We start from the raw sequence: 20262 nt of genomic DNA, 5'->3' as shown, positions 1-20262 counted from the left end.
TATGGATGAGGCTAGAATTAGGAGTATAAGAAAGAGGTGCTTGAAATGATTTATACGTGCACATTAAATCCAGCAATTGATTTATTTATTGAAACACAACAGTTGAAACCAAGAGTGGTTAATCGGACGAATAACTATGATATTCAGGCTAATGGAAAAGGAGTGAATGTTTCATTTATTTTAAAAATGTTAGGAATTGATAATACAGCGCTTGGTGTGGGCGGCGGTTTCACGAATTCTTTCATTGAGGATACTTTAACAAAGAGGGGGATCCCCAATAAATTTATTCATACCGACCAGCCTACTAGAATTAACGTTTTTACAAGAGTCATAGAGGAGGACACGGAATATAAAGAAGTAAATAGTGGCCCCCATGTTACGAAGCAACAAGTTGCCGAACTGATGAGGATGATTGAGAAGCTGACAAGTAAAGATATATTAATAATTTCGGGTAGCTTTTCTGAAGGTATCAATCCTAATATTTTAGTTGAGATTGCAAAGTTATCTAAAGTTAAAAGATTCAAATTAATTATTGATACGAATTATAAAGAAGTTTTAGATACGTTAGCATTTGGTCCGGAATTACTTAAGCCAAATGTCGAAGAATTAGAAAAATGGTTTGGCTCGAAAATATTGAGTCAGCAAGACTTAATCAAATATTGTGAAAAATTAATAGATTGTGGAGCAAAAAATATCCTGTTATCAATGGGAAGCGAAGGGGCCTTATTCGTTAATAAAGATACAGTTTTACGTGGAGAAGCGCCTAAGGGAGTAGTAGTGAATACAGCATGTTCTGGTGACACTATGCTAGGAACTTTCGTAGCAGGAATGTGCCAACAAAAGAGCTTAGCAGAAAATTTGAAATTTAGTATCGCTGCTGGAAGCTCAACTGCATTTAAAGCAGGATTAACTGATTTTTCAGACGTTGAGGAGTTAAACGAGCAAATTAAGATTGAAACTGTTAGGAGGGATAGTAAATGACAAAATATACAATTATTGCAGCTACTGGCTGTCCAACTGGAATTGCCCACACCTATATGGCCCAAGAAGCGTTAGAAGAGGCCGCCAAGAAACGAGGAGTTTCAATTAAAGTAGAAACACATGGACAAGGCGGTACAGAAAATCAATTTACGCCTGAAGAAATTAGCAACGCTAAAGGAGTCATTATAGCAGCTGATAAAGACGTTGATATTGAAAGATTTGATGGAAAAAGATTAATTAATGTTTCAGTAACTAAAGGAATGAAAGAACCGGATGAATTAGTTAGTAAGATATTGGACGATGATGTGCCGATATACCACAGTAATGGCCAATATAATAAAGAAGATCAAATCAGTACAACTAATGGAACTTTCTGGCACAGTATCTATGTAGACTTAATGAACGGTGTTTCGCATATGCTTCCTTTGGTTGTTGCTGGAGGGGTATTAACAGCTATTTCCTTTTTCTGGGGTATCAATTCTGCCGACCCGAATAGCGCTCAATTTAATTCATTTGCTCAACTGCTAAATACGATTGGCGGATTTGCAATGAATTTGATGGTACCCGTTTTATGTGCCTATATTGCTGAAGCAATTGGAAAAAGATCTGGTTTAGTAGTTGGTTTTGCAACGGGAATGATTGCTTATACCAATGGTACTGGATTCTTAGGAGGAATTGTCGGAGGATTTCTTGCAGGATACACAGTGGTTTTATTACAGCATTTATTTAAAAAATTGCCTAAATCTTTAGATGGTTTAAAACAAATTTTTCTATTTCCGGTTATTGGAGTTTTTATTTCCGGTGCGATTATGTGGTATATGTCGGTACCGATGAAAGATATTAATACCGGCATGATGGCGTTTTTAAAAGGAATGGAAAATTCTAGTCCATTAGTTTTGGGATTAATTATTGGAATTATGTGTGCTTCTGATATGGGTGGTCCAATCAATAAAGCTGCATACCTAACTGGTACAGCTTTGCTTGCACAAGGAAATTACTTTTTCATGGCTGGAGTATCTGCGGCCTGCATAGCTCCGCCATTAGCTACAGGCTTTTCAGTACTTTTTAACCGTAAAGCATACTCTGAAAATGAGCGAAGTGCTGGTTATGTTAACTTCTTATTAGGATCAACGCATATTACGGAAGGAGCAATACCTTTTGCGGCTAAAAATCCGTTAATTAATATTCCAATTTTTATGGTTGGATCTTCCATCGCAGCAATTTTAACTTATACAACTAGAATTAGCGTTCCAGCACCACATGGTGGTTTTATCGTTCTACCTTTGGTTAATAAACCATTTTTATGGGTTTTGTTTATTGTAATTGGAGCAATTGTTTCGGGGCTATTACTTTCATTAGCTGATGGTCATAAAGCTCACGTTGGAGAAAAAACATTAGAAGATAAAAGAGAAGTATCAAATGAGCGTAAAGTGAATGACGAAAGTTTAGATAGTATCCTCACTGTAGATAATATTAAAGTTAATGTTGATGTTGAATCTAGAGATGAACTATTACGGTATCTATCAAACTTATCTGTAAGTAACGGATATAGTTCAGATGCAAATGCGGTATACAATAAATATTTAGCACGTGAGTCAGCAGGATCTACCGGGATGGAAAAAGGCATCGCTATTCCACATGCTCAAGATAATACAATTAATACGTCTGCAATGTTAGTGCTGAAATTAAAACAACCGATTGAATGGAAAACTTTTGATAACCAACCCGTTGATACGGTAATTTCGTTTTTAATTCCTGAACGTGACCAAGGTGGTAATCATTTACGATATCTTTCATCGGTTTCTAAGTTACTAATGCATGAAAGTTTTGTTCAAGAACTAAAAAATGCTAAATCGGTTGAAGAAATAGCGGCACTATTCAAAAAATAAAAATTAAGGCTACTTCAGTTTAAAATGAAAGCGTTTGACAAAGTGGTACCAACCAGTTAAAATAGGTTTTGTTGAATGGTACCAACCAGTACAGATGAGAAGGGGAGTATTTCAAATGGAAAATGGTAAATTACGTGGAATTAAAGCATTGTCAGATAAAAATGGTGTGATTAGCGCCCTTGCAATCGACCAACGAGGATCGTTGAAAAAAATGATTGGCGCAGCCAGTGGACATGAAGCTACTCAAAAAGAAATCGAAGATTTTAAAGTGGCGATTTCTTCAGAATTAACCCCATACGCTAGTGGGATCCTATTAGACCCAGAATATGGAATACCAGCAGCCCGAGTTCGTGATGAAAATGCAGGTTTATTGGTTGCTTATGAAAAGACAGGTTACGATGCAACCGAACCTGGACGTTTTCCAGACATTTTGGATCAATGGTCAGTTCGAAAATTAAAAGAATTGGGTGCGGATGCGGTTAAATTCCTTCTATATTATGATGTTGATGAAGGCGATGCCGTAAACGAACGTAAGCACGCATTTATCGAACGTTTAGGGGATGAATGTAAGGCCGAAGACATGCCATTCTTCCTTGAATTGGTTTCATACGACGCTGAAAACGACGATGTGAAGGGCAAGGAATATGCTGCAGTAAAACCCCACAAGGTAATTGAAATGACGAAAGAATTTTCAAAACCTGAATATGGAGTGGATGTACTGAAGCTGGAAGTTCCAGTTAACCAAGCTTACGTTGAAGGTTTCGCTGAAAACGATGATGACGTAGTTTATAGTAAGGAAGAAGCAGCTAAGTTCTACAAGGAACAAAGTGATGCAACCAATCTACCATTTATCTTCCTCAGTGCTGGGGTTTCAGCTGAACTATTCCAAGAAGAATTGAAATTTGCCCACGAAGCAGGTTCAAAATTCAATGGAGTCCTTTGCGGCCGAGCAACTTGGCGTAACGCCATCGAACCATTTGCGGGAGAGAGCGAAGCAGTTGGCCGTCAATGGCTTCAAACCCAAGGTAAAAAGAACATTGAAGATTTAAATGAAGTTTTAGCGGTTACAGCAACTTCAGTTGAAGAAAAATTATCAAAAATGATGTAAATAAAAAGGATGCTTCGTAGCGAATTCGTTATGAAGCATTTTTATTTTTAAATATTGAACCCTAGACCAAAAATACAAGTTCGGTTAAGTTTGGTTTGTAAGCGGTTTTATTTATGTTATCATCTAAGGTATTAATTCCAAATAAAAAACAAAAAAGGATATATATACCAATGTATAAAGAAAAATATTTTGAAGAATTGAAAAAGGAATTTAATAGCGAAGATGAAATTGTAACGGAAATCGTCAACTTAGAAGCTATTTTAAATTTACCAAAAGGTACAGAATATTTTATCAGCGATATTCACGGTGAATACGATGGCTTAAATCACATTTTAAAAACGGGTGCGGGGATTATCCGAGAAAAGATCAACGATTGTTTTCCAGAAATGAATGAGACAGAGAAAAACGAATTGAATTTTACTGTAGCTTATCCGAAGTATGCTTTAGAAAAAAGGCAACTGGAACAAGATGCAGAAGAACTAACGCAGTGGTATTTTGGGATGATTACGCGCATGATTGGGCTCACTCAATTCTGTGCTAGTAAGTATTCTCGTTCAAAAGTACGGAAAAGTTTACCACCCAAGTATGCGTATATTATTGAAGAACTTTTATATGTAGAAGGTAGTCCAAAAAACAAGCAAAAGTATTATGAACAGATTATTAGTAAAATAATCGAGCTAGACCGAGCCCAAGATTTGATTCAGAGCTTGGCTGGAACGATTCAAAAAATGGTGATTGATCATATTCACATTGTGGGGGACGTCTTTGATCGAGGCCGCAAATCCAACCAAGTGTTAGAGCTTTTAGAGCACGCCCACTCGTTAGATTTTCAATGGGGAAATCACGATGTGCTCTGGCTCGGAGGCTATGCAGGATCACAAGCTTGCATTGCCACGTTATTTAGAATTGCCACGCGCTACGGTTATATTTATGATTTGGAACGGGAATATGGTATTAATTTGCGAGCATTATTTACTTTCGCCACGCAACATTATCAAGCTAACCCCGCCTTTTATCCAAAGGCGGGTGACTTTGACCAAAACAACTTGGATTTATTATCCCAAGTTCATCAGGCGCTAACCATTATCCAATTTAAGTTAGAAGGACAAGTTATTAAACGACAACCTGAATTTCAAATGGATGATCGGCTCTTTTTAGATGAAGTTCAGCAAGGAAAAATTCAGTTGGGAGATCAGGAATATCCGCTAGAAAATGGGTGTTTCCAAATGGTTGATGCGGATCATCCTTATGAACTCACTAAGGAAGAACAAGAAGTCATTGACAGTTTGAGTTACTCCTTTAGACATTCACCTAAAATCAAGGTGCATGTGAACTTCATTTTAGAAAAAGGAAGCATGTATTTAATTTACAATAATAATTTGTTGTACCATGGCTGTATTCCTCTAACGGAAGATGGTGATTTTGATCAATTTGAATATCATGGTCAAAAATATGCTGGAAAAGATTTATTAACCTTTTTCGAGCGTCACATTCGAGCTGGAGCAGCCAAGAAAACGAGTGATGAAGATGATGATACCGATTTAATGTGGTATTGCTGGATTGGAAAAAAATCGCCCCTCTTTGGTAGAACGGCGATGACCACTTTTGAACGATATTTTATTGCTGATTCGGCGACTCACAAGGAAGGCGACAACCCCTATTTTAAATTAAGAGATCGCCTTTCCACTGCGCATTATATTTTACGAAAATTTGGATTAGATGAACGTAATAGTTACATTATTAATGGGCACACTCCAGTCAAAGTCAGCGAAGGAGAGTCGCCGATCAAAGGTGGAGGTCAAATTATCGTAATCGATGGTGGACTATCCAAAGCTTATCAAAAATCGACTGGGATTGCGGGATATACATTAATTAATAACTCGTACGGGTTCCAGATTGTAACGCACATGCCATTCCAAGGTATTGATGACTTGTATGAATCGCAAACGCAATCGACTAGTTTGAAACGAATTATTGATCGTGATTTACCGCGACGCAACATTGCCGATACCACGATTGGGACCGAATTGAAGCGTCAAGTCGATGATTTAAAATACCTCTTGGAAACGGATGAAATTAGTCATTAAATTTTTTGAATCGTAAGATAATCCAAGTAATGAAGGCCAATAGACCACTAACGGCAACCATGGACCAAAAGCCAACGCTCGTGTGTCGACCGGGCAAGCCGCCGGTGTTCATGCCCCAGAGGCCCGCGATAAGGGAAGGTACGGAAATAATAAGCGCTGCTGAATCAAGATATTTCATTAAATGATTCAAATGGTTACTCATAATATCGGAAAAAAGACCGCTGATTGCGTCAATCAAATCACGATAAACTTCAACTAGTTTAGTGATCTGACGTTCGGCGGTTTTTATATTATAAATCACCGTTTCATCTTGGAGGTTATTGGAAAATTCATCCAGTTTGAAAAGGTGTTCTAAAGCCTGATGTTGCGTCTCTAAGGTATGTTCCAAAAGAACGGTATCCTTCTTAACATTTTTAAGCTGAATTAATTCTTGATTCTGGGTAGTTTGGGTTGATTGCTGTTCGAGATACTCTAGTTGAAGCTTGATATGAGACAATTTAGTTCGATAGTTATCATAAATATGCAATAGAAAATGGGCAATAATTGCTTCAGCCGAACTAGGTTGGATAGCCTGCGTTAGACGATGGAGCTCAGCTTCCGTATTAGAGTTTTCCCGAACAAAAAAATTCAGTTGATTAGGACTCGAAACAATAATTAAAGGGTCTAGGACAATTTCGTAGTCAGATTTTTGATTGGTCATCACTAAATTACAGAGACCTACAAAGTAGGTGATTTTACCGCTGTCATCCTTAATCGTGGAAGTATGTGGGAAAACCTCCGGAGTCTTGATCCCAGCTGCAATGTTGGACGGAAATCGATTCTTTTCAATTAGATTTTGAAGATCATTAAAGTCTTTGAATTTGGTAATTTCGAATTGATTCGAATTGGTTGACATATAGAGCTAATCCTCCTTTCGTAAAACGGTTACATCGTTGAAGCATATTACTTTATAAAGCAATTCTATTCGATTAGAATTTGAATTACAAAAGAAAGGGAGTGAATTAATGAGTAAACCAGATTTAAAGGATCCACGAAAGTTGTATCATACAGAAGAATTTCCAAAACAACAACAGGATACACCAGCACTACAGAGTGAGATGCGACCTAAACCAGACTGTGGTGAAGAAACTTACGAAGGTCACGGACTATTGCTAGATCGTAAAGCGTTAGTAACCGGTGGTGATTCAGGAATCGGTCGAGCGGCTGCAATTGCCTTCGCTCGCGAAGGAGCAGACGTTGCCATCCAGTATTTCCCTGGAGAAGATTCAGATGCGAAGGAAGTCGCGGAATACATCGAAAAAGCGGGCCGAAAGGCAGTTTTATTGCCATACGATTTCCGAGACGAAAAGGCCCCTCAAGAAGTGGTTGATCGCGTGGTTGAAGAGTTGGGCGGTTTAGACACGATGGTGTTGAATGCCGGCCAACAAATTGCCCATAAAAAGATTGATGACCTCCCCGTGCAACAAATTAGAGACAGTTTCGAAGTGAACGTGGTGGCAATGTTGGTCCTAGTGAAGGCGGCTAAACCACACATTCCAGCGGGAGGCGCCATCGTTACTACGACTTCGGTCCAAGCCTTTAATCCAAGTAGCCAATTGTTGGACTATGCGGCAACGAAGGCAGCAATCGCTAATTTTACCATCAACTTAGCTCAGCAGTTAATCGAAGACGGAATTCGGGTAAATGGTGTCGCACCAGGCCCAATTTGGACACCAATTCAGTTAGATCACGGACAGCCGGAGGAAGCTATCCCAGAATTTGGACAAAAATCATTAATGGGTCGGGCAGGTCAACCGGCTGAACTAGCTCCAACGTATGTCTTATTGGCTTCTAACTTAGCAAGTTATACTACTGCCCAAATATATGGTGTTACTGGTGGAGAACACATCAACTTATAAGGGGAAAGTCATATGCCATGGACGAAAAAAGATTATCCAGAGTCGATGAAAAACTTGTCAGAAACCGTGCGGAATAAAGCAATTGAAATTGCTAACGCACTTTTAGATGAAGGCTATGATGAAGACCGTGCGATTCCAATTGGGATCAGTCAGGCCGAAAAATGGGCTGAAAATCACGATAAATAGCAAATAAAAAAGAGCTGTAATCAAGCGGACGTGGGAGTCGATAATTCGACGAGCGACCTTTGGTTATAGCTCTTTTAAATTAGTAACTGGTATTTGAAGTGTTAGTTTGAGAATCGGTGCCGCTGATACTAAAGTTGTAATATGCCTGAGTATTATTAGTGGTACCTGCATCGTTAGTGCTGTCAGATGCATCGGTACTTGTCTGGGCGTTAGCATTAGCTTGGGCTTCAGCGGCAGCTTCAGCTTCTGACTCGGATTTAGCTTCGGCTTCAGAAGATGCTTTAGCTGCACTAGAAGATTCAGATTCAGCCTTGGAAGCGGCCTTCGAAGTTGATTCAGATTCAGCCCGTGAAGATTCAGCGGCCGCTCTTTCGGCAGCTGCAATAGCTTCTGCCCGTGCAGCGGCTTCCGCAGCCGCTTTGGCGGCCTTAGCAGCTTGTTTATCTTCCTTATTAATGACCGTCTTCAAACTAATTAACTTAGTTTGTTGATCAACTGTTTTCTGTGATTTTTGGTTTTTACTCATGTCCTTAATCAATTTTTCTACTGTAGTCACGTCAACGGAAAGATTGTTTTTACGAGCTTTCATAATAACTTTATAACGTTTGCTAAGTTTATCCGCCATAACGACAATCTTGCGGACGTCTTTTAACTGTTTAGTATAGTTAGTTCTAAATTGAGCGGGTACCTTTTTTTGCTTTAAGTTTTTCAACTGATGGTCAACCTTTTTAGTTGTCACGTTTAAAGCAACGCGAGTTTGTTTATTGAAAAGATGACTGTAATCAGCGCGAACATCATAAGCATTTTGTGCAGCTACTTGTTTGGCACGCAAGGAATCGATGTTCTTATAATGTTTTAAACTGTCAACATCAGACTTGAGCTTATCTAGCTTAGTTTGAGTTACCGAATCTTTTAAATCAGCGTGACGATTATCAGTATATAACTGACCAATTTCTTCATTTAGACGGGCGGCTCGGTGGGATGAACTAAAATGTGAAATCCCTCGATAAATGCCAAAGATTAATAAGAAAGCGACAATTAAACCAGCGACCCAGGTGCTTAAACGTTTAATACTTCTTCTGCGAGCACGACGTTTGCGACTTCGACTTCCCAAATAGAGTTCGTCATCGACAAAAGGCTGATGGTCCTCTTGTTGCGGATGGAATCGCTCCTTAAGTTGTTCGATCCATTTTAGTACTGTATTCTTCATAAACAAAAATCCCCCAGAGACTAGTTACTTAATAACTCATAATATATGTATAATTATAGTTTATTATACTGGTTTTGGGTTAGATTTGGATGAAATTTATTCTATAAACGCCATAAATCGTACGCAGGGTCCATTAATAGTTTTTTAGCAGCTTTAGTAGAAATAACTGGGCCATCTAATAGAATCTCGCTGGCGATGGTAAATAGGTGAGCAGCTAGGTCAATCAGGGTTTCATCAATTGGTAATAGTTCGGGATGTTCCTTAGTTTGAATTCGGCGATCAATCTGGCAAGACACCTCATTTTTAGGTTTAAGAACGGTCATACCGAAGATATCAGCAAATCCCTGCATTAGATCATAAGTTAATTCTGAAATATGTTGTGCTTTAGTTAATTTACTGCAAATCATAGATTCAGTGAATGGAACGTGAACCTGAAGGCTTTTCTTACCGTCATCAAAATTAAGAAAGGAAAAGCGACTATCTTCGGGATCTGCATAGAGATCTCTTAGTCGATGTGCAAACACCCAATCGGCAGAACCACGGGTTGTTCCGTTCAAAGGAACCACACGAAAAGTGCCAAAAACAATGGGGCGTGCTTGCGTGATATTGAGATGATCGGTCATCATGCGAATAAAAATATCCCGACAAGGTTGGGAGCGTAAAAAATCTCGGATTAATTTTCTAGTAGACTGATCTGTAGTATGGGGCGGGCGTTCTGTATCAATAATGAGCGTCTCTCCAGGAATGTTCCACGCGCTAATATCATGAAGATACACCGTTGTATCACCACAAATCTTAGCGTTTTTAATCAGCGGTAAGTTCCAATTTTGTGGATTACGATCAGTAAAAATTTGCTTTGAGCTGAGCTGCTGGAATTCATCGTAGTAGTTCAGTTTTAGTTCCATCCGAATATAATGTCCTCCTGAGAATGATTATTTGTAAAAAAAATTAATACGTAAAATAGTACCAGAGAGAAGTATCGTTAACAAGTATGATTTTGCAGGTGACATTTAATAAAAGCGTCTTCTTTGTGGACTCTATAACGTTTGTTTTAAATAAAAAATATTTTTTAGACCGATTGAAAATGATATGGATTTATTATCTAAAAATCGCTACTAAGATAGCAAAAATGAAATCTATACCACTTTACACGCACGGTATCGATAGTGCTGGCTATAAGAATAGTTGAAGTGGGTGACAGGCTAAAAGTTCATTTGGCTTGGAAAGCGGTGTTAGAATGGGCGTGAGATGATATAGAAAAGTGAATGAAGGTGTTGTAAATGGATATGAATGACCTAGAAGGACTCGGTCGGCTAGTAATCGCAGCAATTTGCGGGGCGTTTATCGGTTATGAACGTTCGGCCAGATTAAAAAACGCCGGGATTCGAACGCATATTATCGTGGCGCTGGGAGCGGCGTTAACCATGCTAATTTCAAAATATGGGTTTTATGATTTGTTGCAAAGTCGCGGCATCGGACTGGATCCCTCACGAATTGCGGCGCAAATTATTAGTGGAATTAGTTTCATTGGCGCTGGAACAATCTTGGTGCGTGGTGAAGGAGTGAACGGATTGACCACTGCTGCGGGAGTCTGGGCGACGGCGGCGGTAGGAATGGCGATTGGTTCAGGTTTGTATTTTATCGGTTTCACGGCTGCTGTTTTGATTGTGGCTTCACAGTATCTCTTTCGCGATAACATCATGTTGAAATACTTGCTGAAGCGCAAGCATTTTCATTGCCAAATCATCATGAAAAATGACTCGACTTCACTGAAGACCATTCAAAAAATGTTCAATGAGGGGGGCTTTAGAAAAAATACTTTTTCGATTAGTAATATCAATGACAATCGGATTACAGTCGAGTTGGAAGGGGTCTTATCAGCTGAAAATAATATTGACTCAGTATTAATGCGGATAGCTGAAAATACGGCGGTGGTTGAGGTCCGGCGAGAAGATTGAAAATAAATATAAATGAAAAGATTTCAGCGAAGGTGAGTTATTTACCCTGCTGAAATCTTTTTTAATTTATTTCATTTTCCGATTTAAAATCGCCGCAACAGTTTGTTGATAGCGAGCTTTATAAGTTTCATTTTGCAATAGCATGGTTGAAAGGATATCGATGATATAAACCACACCCAGTTGGGAGTTGATAAATTGAGTATTATCAACAAATTCGCTGTATTGAACGGACAATTGGTAATCACTCATTTCGGCTAAGGGACTATCATCAAAAGCAGTGATGGAGACGACCTTTAGCTGGTGTTGTTTAGCAACAGCAACGGCTTCATTGACTTCGTTCGATTTGCCAGAAACAGATAGAACGATTAGGAGGTCATCTTTTTGCATAATGCTACTACTGATATACATGGTGTGACTATCAGAAGGAGCGAAAGCATTAATCCCCATCCGCATTAGCCGTTGAGATAATTCTTGCGCATTGTAACCCGAGCTACCTAAACCAAAAATAAAGACGCGGGGAGCATTTTTAATAAGCATCGCCACTTGATTTAAAGTTTTTTGATTGATACGTTTCCAAGTTCCAGTAATCATTTGATTGTAAAAATCTGTGACCTGATCTGGAAGAGGTGCATTATCAACATTTTCGGTAATATTTGAAGTTGCTTCAGCCAAACCTAACTTAAATTGACTGAAGTCGGGATATCCCATCTTTTTAACAAAGCGCGTTACGGTGGCGGTACTAACTTCGGCCTTTTTCGATAAAGTATTGATATTCATCTTTTTGACATCGGCGGGATGCTGGATGACTTTTAGAGCGATTTTGCGTTCTTGACGCGATAAAGATGGGTATTTTTGCTCCACAACGTCAATGATGTTCATAAAAAATCCTCCTAGATTAGGTTTGATTAGTATTAATTATACGCTGAAAATAAAAAAGACTGGAACTTTTTTCAAGTATTCCAGTCTTTAATACAGGGGTCCTATTTAATGGCCTCAATAAAACGAGTGGCAATTTCCAAGGGACGAGTAATCGCGCCACCAACAACGACCGCGTGGCAGCCTAATTCTAAACAACGTTTTAGTTTTTCGGGAGTATCAATTTTTCCTTCAGCAATAATTGGTCGCGTAACTTGGGAACGTAATTCCTTCAAATATTCAAAATCATGATCAGCAATATTCATACCTTGGGTGGCCGGCGTGTAACCACGCATCGTGGTTCCAATCATATCAAATCCCAAGCGGTCTGCCTCAAGTGCATTTTCAATGGTATCAGTGTCAGCCATCAATAATGTATTAGGAAATTCTGTCCGGAATTGTTGAACGATTTCCGCAAGTTTTTCATCATGGGGTCGGCGTTGACCAGTTACTTGGCAAGCGACAACTTCGACACCAGTAGCTGCCACAGCCCGCATTTCCTTTAAAGTGGGGGTAATAAAAACATCGGAATCAGGATAATCTGTTTTTGCGATTCCGATCATCGGTAATCCGGCTTCATCTTGAATTGCTTGAATATCCACAACAGAGTTCGCACGAATACCAGCCGCCCCGGCCATTTTAGCTGCCCTTGCCATACGAGCCATAATAAAAGAACTATGCAATGGCTCATTAGGCAAAGCCTGACATGAAATAATTAACTTACCTTTAACCGCCTCAAAAAAATTATTTTTCATAATACTGACACTTCTCTTTTATCAAATTTAGGTGAAATATAGCAATATTAAATATGTGATTTGAAATAGTGATTTAATCAAAGTTAGTTTTGTAATAGTTAACGTTTAATTCAATCATCGCAGTAAATATACAACGAGTTAAAAAATATTGCAATGGTATAAAATGATAATAATTTTCATTAGGTGGGTTAATCATCTACGGCAGTAAGTGTAAAAATATTTTTCACTTTTTTTAATTGTGAAAAATAAAAACAAATGTTAATATGAAAGCGCTATTAACGATGCGCCATAGAACGGAGGAATTCGGAATGGAAAGAAATTATCTTGCATTCGATGTCGGTGGAACGACTATTAAGTATAGTGTGATTAATGAGGATTTGGAAATATTACGATATGGCAAGTTTGACACTAAAAAGAATATCGACAATCATATCTTAAAAACTTTGGAAGAAGTAACCATGTCGATACAAAAGGAAATAGAATTATGTGGGATTGGAGTTAGTACGGCAGGAATAGTTGGTAAAGACGGCAGTATTCAATATGCTGGACCAACGATTCCAAATTATATTAATACGCCAATAAAATCCGCTCTATCAAGCCGAAGTAAAACACCAGTTAGTGTAATCAATGATGTTGATGCCGCATTATTAGGTGAAGTTTATGCTAGAAATTTAGATCAGGAGGACGTCTATTGTATTGCATTGGGAACCGGAATTGGAGGTGCGCATTACCGTCATGGCGAATTGATAGGTGGAGCACATGGTAAGAGTAACTCAATTGGTTATTCCTTGTTTGATATTAAAACAGGGACAAATTATGAACAGCGAGCATCAACACTAACTTTGGAAGCTCGCCTTGCGGAATATAATACTACGGTGGTTGAAGCTTTCGAAAAAGCAAAACAAAATCAGATGCCATTTATTGACATTATTAAAGCTTGGGTAAAGGAAGTAGCAAGAGGTTTAGCTGAAATCATTGTACTATTTGATCCAAATTACATTGTTATTGGAGGCGCTGTTTCTGCTCAGGGAGATTACCTATTAGGTCTTTTGAATGAGACACTAACAAATTTATTACCACTTAATTTCAACCAGACTAAATTAAGTACGGCTAAACAGGGAAATAATGCCCAGTTGATTGGGGCAATTGTACCTTTATTGAATAATAAAGCTTAGAGGGGAAAATTACTATGCAAGTATCAATTAATACAGCAGTTTTTTTAAATCAAATTCAACAAGGTGCTAGTCAATACCAATGTTTGAAACAATTAGTTGGAGAACCTTTAGCAAATGTTGAAGTTCGCGGAGAATTATTTCAAGGCGACACTCGTGAGGTTGAACTAGATAAAATTGATCAATTATGTCAAAAACAAAGTTGGGACTTTTATTTTTCAATTCCAGAAGAATTATTTACTAATGGCAGACTTAACCAAACTATTTTTGATTACTTAAAACTTTCTGAACGGCATCACATTCGAGGTTTAAAGATTAGCTTAGGTTCATTTGAAAATCTAGACGAAAATTCTTTAATGAAGTTGCGAACTGCTTTGCGAGACAGTGAAGTAAAAGTAACCGTTGAAAATCAACCCAATATTAATGGAACTATTAATGTATTTAAAAATAATTTGATAACTTTGTTAAACAAAGTACCAGAACTAGGATACACATTTGATTCAGGAAATTGGTACTGGGTGAATGAACGTCCTGAAGAAGCCTTTTTAGCTTTAAAAAAGTACATAACTGTATTCCATTTAAAAGATATTAGGGAAAAAGCTACGGTAATGCTAGATGACGGAGATACAGCGTGGAAATCATTAGTAAAAAATTTAGATAGAACAATACCTATTTTTTTAGAATATGATATCGTTCCTGATCAGTTGGAACTTGAAATGAAAAAAGTTAACGACGAAATAAATTAAAAAAATAGTTTACATTTAAAATGTAATCGGTTACAATGATCTTGTAATAGTTAACGAAATTCAATTGTCACAAAAGTTGCATGCTACTAAGAGCGGTGCAAGTTTTTGTGGCATTTTTTATTTGCATTTGAGTATTTAAAAATGCTGTTTAAGACGAAGCACAATCAATTACATTTCGTAGAATACGGAGGCTTCTAGATGGTTAAACAAGGTTTTGGAGCTTTAAATTGGCTAGTTTTGATTGCATATTTAATTATTATGTTGCTAATCGGACTGAGTTTTAGTAAGAAGAGTTCCAAAAATTCAGAAGAATTTTTTAAAGCTAGTACTAGTAATGTGCCAGCTTGGGCAGTTGGATTCAGTATTTTTGCCACAACATTGAGCGCAATCACTTATATGTCCACTCCAGAAAAATCATTTTTGACTAATTGGGCATATGCTTTTGGAAATTTAGCAATTTTTCTAATTACTCCAATTTTAATTAAGTACTACATACCTTTCTTTTCTAAATTAAAGGTTACAACGGCCTATGAATACTTAGAATTTCGATTCAACCCTTTCTTACGTGTATTTAGCAGCATTTTGTTCATTTTATTTCACATAGGTCGAATCGCGATTGTGATTTATTTACCAACTGTAGCTTTGCAGTCAATTATTAACATTAATCCTTATTTAATCGCATCCTTAATTACAATTCTTTGTATTATTTACACCTATCATGGTGGGATGGAAGGTGTAATTTGGAGTGATGTTATTCAAGGGATTTTACTCTTAGTTGGTGCAGTATTAATAATTTTCTTTGCCGTACATGGTACACATGGCGGTTTTGCTACTGTAGCAAATGATATTGCAAATAAAGGTAAAATTCTGACTAAAGCTGACTTTGTTTGGAGTGTAACTAAGTCAACTGTACCAATCATTCTTTTGGGACAAATTTTTAATACTTTGTATCAATACACTGCCAGTCAAGATGTGGTTCAACGTTATACCACATCAACGGATAACAAGCATATTGCTAAATCAATTTGGACTAACGCATTACTTTCTTTAATAACAATCCCTCTTTTTTACGGTATGGGAACTGTAATCTATAGTTTTTATACACATGGAGGAAGCTTACCGCAGGGATTTAATACGTCGGCTTTAGTGCCTTACTTTGTTTTAACAGAAATTCCAGCCGGAATAGCTGGCTTAATCATTGCTGCAATTTTTGCTGCCTCCCAAGCAACCATTGCATCTAGTTTAAATAGTACCGCTGCTTGTCTAGTGACAGATATTCAGAAAAGATTTATGAAAGATAAGAGCGATGCAATGAGTATGAAATTGACCCGTTTAAGTATTTTAATTTGTGGCTTTTTAGGCCTACTAGTTACATTAGTGCTTATTAAACTCCACAGTTCCGATATGATCGATACTTATTTATCACTCTTTGGGTTATTTGGGGTACCGATTGCCGGAATCTTTGCTTTGGGGATTTTAAGTCAGCGTGCTAATGGATTTGGAGCTACGGTAGGAATGATTGTTACAACAGTTATTTGTTATTTCATCCAAACACATGGTGTTAATGCTCTATTTGTGAGTGTGGTCGGATTTTTGGGAGCGATGATTTTAGGGTATATATTTAGCTTGTTAAAACCTGGTCACAAACAAGACATTACTGGCCTGACATTCAGGACAATTAATAAAGATGTCAAAATTAAAGTGAAAGATTGATTAATTAAATTTGTTTATAACTTTTAAAAAATTTTATTTGAAGGAGAACTATATAATGATTAGAGATTTAGAAAAATACAAAGGTATTATCCCCGCATTTTATGCTTGTTATGATGATGAAGGAAATATTAGTCCAGAACGGGTTCAAAAATTAGCTAAGTATTATTTAGAAAAAGGGGTTAAGGGGCTCTATGTAGGAGGTTCATCAGGTGAATGTATCTATCAAACAGTTGCGGAACGCAAACTAGTTTTAGAAAATGTGATGGAAGCTGTGGGTGGTAAGATGACTATTATTGCTCATGTTGCCGCTCCTTCAACGCGTGACAGCATCGAGTTAGCAAAGCATGCTGAAAGTATTGGAGTGGATGCCCTTGCTGCAATCCCACCAATTTACTTTGGATTACCTGAACACGCAATTGAAGCATATTGGACAAGCATGATGGAAGTAACTAATTTAGATTTCATTATATATAATATTCCGCAAACAACCGGTTATGCACTATCAGAAAACTTATTTAAACGTATGATGGCAAAAGAACAAGTTATTGGGGTTAAGAATTCATCTATGCCAGTAATGGATATCAATATGTGGAAATTACGTGCTGGTAAAGACAATATTGTTTTCAACGGGCCAGATGAACAATTTGTAGGTGGACGCGTAATGGGGGCCGATGCAGGTATAGGTGGAACTTACGGTGTTTATCCAGAATTGTTAATGGAAGCGGATCGGTGCGTTCGTGAAGGTGAACTTGAAAAAGCTCTTCAAATTCAACTTAAAATTAATGATTTAATTTCAGAATTGACATCATTTAAAGGTAATTTATATGATGTGATGAAGTTAATCTTAGCTAAACGTGGGGTAAGTGTAGGACGAGCACGTAATCCTTTACCACATGTAGAAGATGATGAAATGGATCATGTTGAGGTAGTACGGCAACATATTGATGATGCAATTGCTGAATTTACTAAATAATAAAAAAACGCCGAGTCTCCTTAAAAGAGGCTCAGCGTTTTTTTTTAAATCTGTGACCAGACGTCCGCTCCCAAAGTAGGGAAGAGCGGTACGATGCGGCCTAGTTGTTCAGCTGTATATTGGAACTCAATTGCTGGTAATAAAACATTAATTGCATCGGCAGCATGTTCACTAACTTCAGCTGCTCCTACAAGATGATGGTCTTGATCGTAAATCAAGGTGTTATCACCAATTGTTTCCTTATCAACTTGGCGGAACCATCCGTCAGGAAGATGATTAGTTTTAATGGTGTAATCAGGATTTTGCTGAGCTTCTTCGACGCTCATACCAACCTGTGCGATTTGTGGTGAGGTAAAGACAATGGTTGGGATGGCCGGATAATTGATTGCGTCAGTAGTCTTTCCTGTGAAAAGTTGGGTTAAATAACTAGATTCAAAGATCGCAGTCGGGGTGAGCTTAGGCTGTTCTTTATCAAGCACATCACCAGAAGCATAGATGTTATCAATGTTAGTTTGGAGATGATCGTTAACTTCGATCCCGTTAGCATTGTAACTAACGCCTACTTCGTCTAATCCGATGTTTTCGATATTAGGAATTCGTCCGGTAGCATCCAAAATCCAGTCGGTGGTGAGGGTTTCGTGATCGTTATAAGACACGGTAAAATGAGAACCGTCTTCCTCAAAACGATCCACCTGAGCGTTGTAAATGAACTTCACCCCTCGTTTTTCGAGGTCGGCAATGACTTGTTTTACGTAATCTTGATTAAACTTGCGCAACGCCCGATTATGGCGTAAAAGTACAGTGACGTTCGCGCCGGCAGCATTGGCAATCGTGGCAAATTCCATGCCAATATAGCCCGCGCCAATAATTACGATATTTTCAGGAAGATGCTTGAGGTTCATAAAATCAGTACTGTCATGCGTAAGTTCTGATCCCATAACATCTAGATGGTGGGGACGTAGCCCCGTTGCAATCACGATTTTGTCAGCGGTGTAGCGCTGTTGATCCACTTCGATGGTGTGAGCATCAACAAATTTTCCACGACCGTGAATAATTTCGATGTCAACAGAGTCGAGTAGACCAGTAATCATGTCCGGCAAGCCGTCGATGACTTCGTGTTCATGTTCTACATTGGCAGTCCAATCCAGTTTTAAGTCACCATTTACAATGCCATCAAGGCGTTCTTGGTGGCGTAAAAGTTGAACCGGGTTGTCCAGCGTAATTTTCGCGTTGCATCCACGGTTTGGACAAGTTCCTCCGATTTTGTCCGCTTCGACGATGGCGACTTTTTTACCACTATTAGCTAGTGGAACCGCCCCGTCGAAGGCACCATGCCCCGCGCCTAAGTACAAAACATCAAATTGATAACTTTCAGTCATTTAATTACCTCCATCCTAAATTTAGGTGAATAAACAATTACCATTGTTGGCACGAGCATAGCAGAGGATAGGGTCGAGTTGCAAGCGATTGCAACTGGGAAAAAGGCAAAAAATATGGTTGTGTAGTAAGCTTGGGGACTAAAACATGTACTCTTAAAAATTGTCCGGACAAATTTATTTGGTAATCTTAAAAGTTATACCTAATATACGATAAAATCTTGGTGAAATGTTACTATAGATAGGGGAAGTATTTTAACAGAGTAGGTATAGATATGGAAAATAAATACGACGTTGTAAAACGAGATATTAAAGAAAAAATATTATCTGGATATTATTCTATTAATGACAGGTTGCCAACCGAAGCCAGTTTAATGGAACAGTATGGCGTTAGCAGATATACAATCAGACGAGCGATTGGTGATCTTGAAACGGATCATTACGTTTACCGTATTCAAGGCGGTGGAATGTTTGTAGATGATTGGCAAAAATATATAAATAAACCCATCGAAGGAAAAATGATTGGGGTAATTTCAACGCATATAGCAGATTATATTTTTCCAAACATTATTACGGGGATTGACCGCTACGTTTCTGCTGAAGGATATTCGATTTTGATTAGTAACACCCAAAACGATCCTCAGAAAGAACGTAAAGGAATTAAAAAAATGATGGAAATTGGCCTATCAGGCTTGATTATTGAACCAACACAAAGTGCTCTTGGAAATCCTAATCGAGACTTATACGATAAGCTCAAAGAGACAGGATTACCCACGGTATTCATTAATGCGCACTATCCCGAGTTAGATTTCCCGTACTTGGAAGTTAACGATTATGAGGCGGAACGCCAAGTTACCAACAAGTTAATTGGGATGGGTCACGAAAAGATACTGGGAATTTTTAAAATTGATGATACACAGGGTGTCCATCGAATGAAGGGTTACATTAGTGCATACCAGGAACATCGAGATTTAGTGATGTTAAGTGAAATGGTGATGTACCAATCATCTGATAACATGCACAATGTATTTACTCGAATCGAAAGCATTTTAGCGCGTCCAGATCGGCCAACAGCGATTATCTGTTATCATGATCAAATTGCCATTCGGGTGATAGATTTAGTCCGCTCCATGGGATTAAAGATTCCAGAAGATATTTCAATTTTTGGGTTTGATAATTATAAATTGGCTAAATATATTTCTCCCAAACTAAGTACAGTTGAACATCCGAAGGAAACAATGGGTAGAGACGCTGCCAAGACGATTTTTGATATCATCGAAGGTCGTCCCTATGAA

At 38.1% G+C, this 20262-nt stretch carries 17 protein-coding genes and 1 pseudogene; 12 read left to right on the top strand and 6 right to left on the bottom strand.

The window, feature by feature from the left end; all coding sequences use genetic code 11:
- Nucleotides 1–45 precede the first annotated feature (45 nt).
- From pfkB to IV86_RS07835, 4 genes are all read left to right on the top strand, one after another.
- The gene (pfkB, locus tag IV86_RS07850; protein ID WP_056979524.1) at nucleotides 46–981 is read left to right on the top strand and encodes a 1-phosphofructokinase; all 936 of its coding nucleotides are present in this window, start codon (nucleotides 46–48) and stop codon (nucleotides 979–981) included.
- Complete coding sequence (locus tag IV86_RS07845) at nucleotides 978–2870, top strand: fructose-specific PTS transporter subunit EIIC (protein WP_029257646.1); 1893 nt, start codon at nucleotides 978–980, stop codon at nucleotides 2868–2870. Before pfkB ends, IV86_RS07845 begins: the two co-directional genes overlap by 4 nt.
- Nucleotides 2871–2985: 115 nt before the next feature.
- Nucleotides 2986–3978, top strand: a complete 993-nt coding sequence (gene lacD / locus IV86_RS07840; RefSeq protein ID WP_002834297.1) for a tagatose-bisphosphate aldolase — start codon at nucleotides 2986–2988, stop codon at nucleotides 3976–3978.
- 170 nt (nucleotides 3979–4148) lie between these two features.
- Nucleotides 4149–6065 carry a fructose-1,6-bisphosphatase gene (locus IV86_RS07835; RefSeq protein ID WP_002834296.1) on the top strand — a complete coding sequence of 639 codons (1917 nt, stop codon included), beginning with the start codon at nucleotides 4149–4151 and terminating at the stop codon, nucleotides 6063–6065.
- Here IV86_RS07835 and IV86_RS07830 read toward each other — a convergent pair.
- Complete coding sequence (locus tag IV86_RS07830; RefSeq protein WP_029257647.1) at nucleotides 6055–6960, bottom strand: CorA family divalent cation transporter; 906 nt, start codon at nucleotides 6958–6960, stop codon at nucleotides 6055–6057. The two genes, IV86_RS07835 and IV86_RS07830, sit on opposite strands and share 11 nt — an antisense overlap.
- A 109-nt stretch (nucleotides 6961–7069) precedes the next feature.
- Between IV86_RS07830 and IV86_RS07825 the strand changes: the two genes are divergently transcribed.
- Both IV86_RS07825 and IV86_RS08815 read left to right on the top strand, forming a co-directional pair.
- Nucleotides 7070–7963 (top strand): SDR family oxidoreductase, encoded by an 894-nt coding sequence (locus IV86_RS07825; protein WP_056979523.1) that lies wholly within the window; start codon nucleotides 7070–7072, stop codon nucleotides 7961–7963.
- 12 nt (nucleotides 7964–7975) lie between these two features.
- Nucleotides 7976–8146, top strand: a pseudogene (locus IV86_RS08815) (DUF2188 domain-containing protein); the annotation flags it as partial.
- 82 nt (nucleotides 8147–8228) lie between these two features.
- Here IV86_RS08815 and IV86_RS07820 read toward each other — a convergent pair.
- Nucleotides 8229–9359, bottom strand: a complete 1131-nt coding sequence (locus IV86_RS07820; protein ID WP_056979522.1) for a hypothetical protein — start codon at nucleotides 9357–9359, stop codon at nucleotides 8229–8231.
- Nucleotides 9360–9460: 101 nt separating this feature from the next.
- Nucleotides 9461–10264 carry a hypothetical protein gene (locus IV86_RS07815; protein WP_023439845.1) on the bottom strand — a complete coding sequence of 268 codons (804 nt, stop codon included), beginning with the start codon at nucleotides 10262–10264 and terminating at the stop codon, nucleotides 9461–9463.
- A 375-nt stretch (nucleotides 10265–10639) separates the two neighbouring features.
- Here IV86_RS07815 and IV86_RS07810 point away from each other — a divergent pair, with 375 nt between their 5' ends.
- Nucleotides 10640–11317, top strand: a complete 678-nt coding sequence (locus tag IV86_RS07810; RefSeq protein ID WP_004166878.1) for an MgtC/SapB family protein — start codon at nucleotides 10640–10642, stop codon at nucleotides 11315–11317.
- 66 nt (nucleotides 11318–11383) lie between these two features.
- Here IV86_RS07810 and IV86_RS07805 read toward each other — a convergent pair whose 3' ends face one another.
- Together IV86_RS07805 and IV86_RS07800 are read right to left on the bottom strand one after the other, a co-directional pair.
- Nucleotides 11384–12196 (bottom strand): MurR/RpiR family transcriptional regulator, encoded by an 813-nt coding sequence (locus IV86_RS07805; RefSeq protein WP_004166877.1) that lies wholly within the window; start codon nucleotides 12194–12196, stop codon nucleotides 11384–11386.
- 101 nt (nucleotides 12197–12297) lie between these two features.
- Nucleotides 12298–12987: an N-acetylmannosamine-6-phosphate 2-epimerase gene (locus tag IV86_RS07800; protein ID WP_023439852.1), complete on the bottom strand. Its 690-nt coding sequence runs from the start codon at nucleotides 12985–12987 to the stop codon at nucleotides 12298–12300.
- 308 nt (nucleotides 12988–13295) lie between these two features.
- Between IV86_RS07800 and IV86_RS07795 the strand changes: the two genes are divergently transcribed.
- From IV86_RS07795 to IV86_RS07780, 4 genes are all read left to right on the top strand, one after another.
- Nucleotides 13296–14162, top strand: a complete 867-nt coding sequence (locus IV86_RS07795) for an ROK family protein (RefSeq protein ID WP_036673260.1) — start codon at nucleotides 13296–13298, stop codon at nucleotides 14160–14162.
- Between the two features lie 14 nt (nucleotides 14163–14176).
- Nucleotides 14177–14905, top strand: coding sequence for a sugar phosphate isomerase/epimerase family protein (locus IV86_RS07790; RefSeq protein WP_002834352.1), 729 nt, complete (start codon nucleotides 14177–14179; stop codon nucleotides 14903–14905).
- A gap of 198 nt (nucleotides 14906–15103) precedes the next feature.
- Nucleotides 15104–16618 carry a sodium:solute symporter family protein gene (locus IV86_RS07785; RefSeq protein ID WP_002834351.1) on the top strand — a complete coding sequence of 505 codons (1515 nt, stop codon included), beginning with the start codon at nucleotides 15104–15106 and terminating at the stop codon, nucleotides 16616–16618.
- 55 nt (nucleotides 16619–16673) lie between these two features.
- Nucleotides 16674–17591 carry a dihydrodipicolinate synthase family protein gene (locus IV86_RS07780; RefSeq protein WP_002834350.1) on the top strand — a complete coding sequence of 306 codons (918 nt, stop codon included), beginning with the start codon at nucleotides 16674–16676 and terminating at the stop codon, nucleotides 17589–17591.
- Nucleotides 17592–17635: 44 nt separating this feature from the next.
- Here IV86_RS07780 and IV86_RS07775 read toward each other — a convergent pair whose 3' ends face one another.
- The gene (locus IV86_RS07775; RefSeq protein ID WP_055125923.1) at nucleotides 17636–18970 is read right to left on the bottom strand and encodes a dihydrolipoyl dehydrogenase family protein; all 1335 of its coding nucleotides are present in this window, start codon (nucleotides 18968–18970) and stop codon (nucleotides 17636–17638) included.
- Nucleotides 18971–19242: 272 nt separating this feature from the next.
- Here IV86_RS07775 and IV86_RS07770 point away from each other — a divergent pair.
- The coding region (locus IV86_RS07770; RefSeq protein ID WP_056979521.1) for a GntR family transcriptional regulator at nucleotides 19243–20262 on the top strand (1020 nt) is incomplete at its 3' end.

The sequence above is a fragment of the Pediococcus pentosaceus genome (assembly GCF_001437285.1).
Lineage (GTDB): Bacteria > Bacillota > Bacilli > Lactobacillales > Lactobacillaceae > Pediococcus > Pediococcus pentosaceus.
Note: the sequence above shows the minus strand (reverse complement) of the source record. Positions and strands in the feature narration are given on the sequence as shown.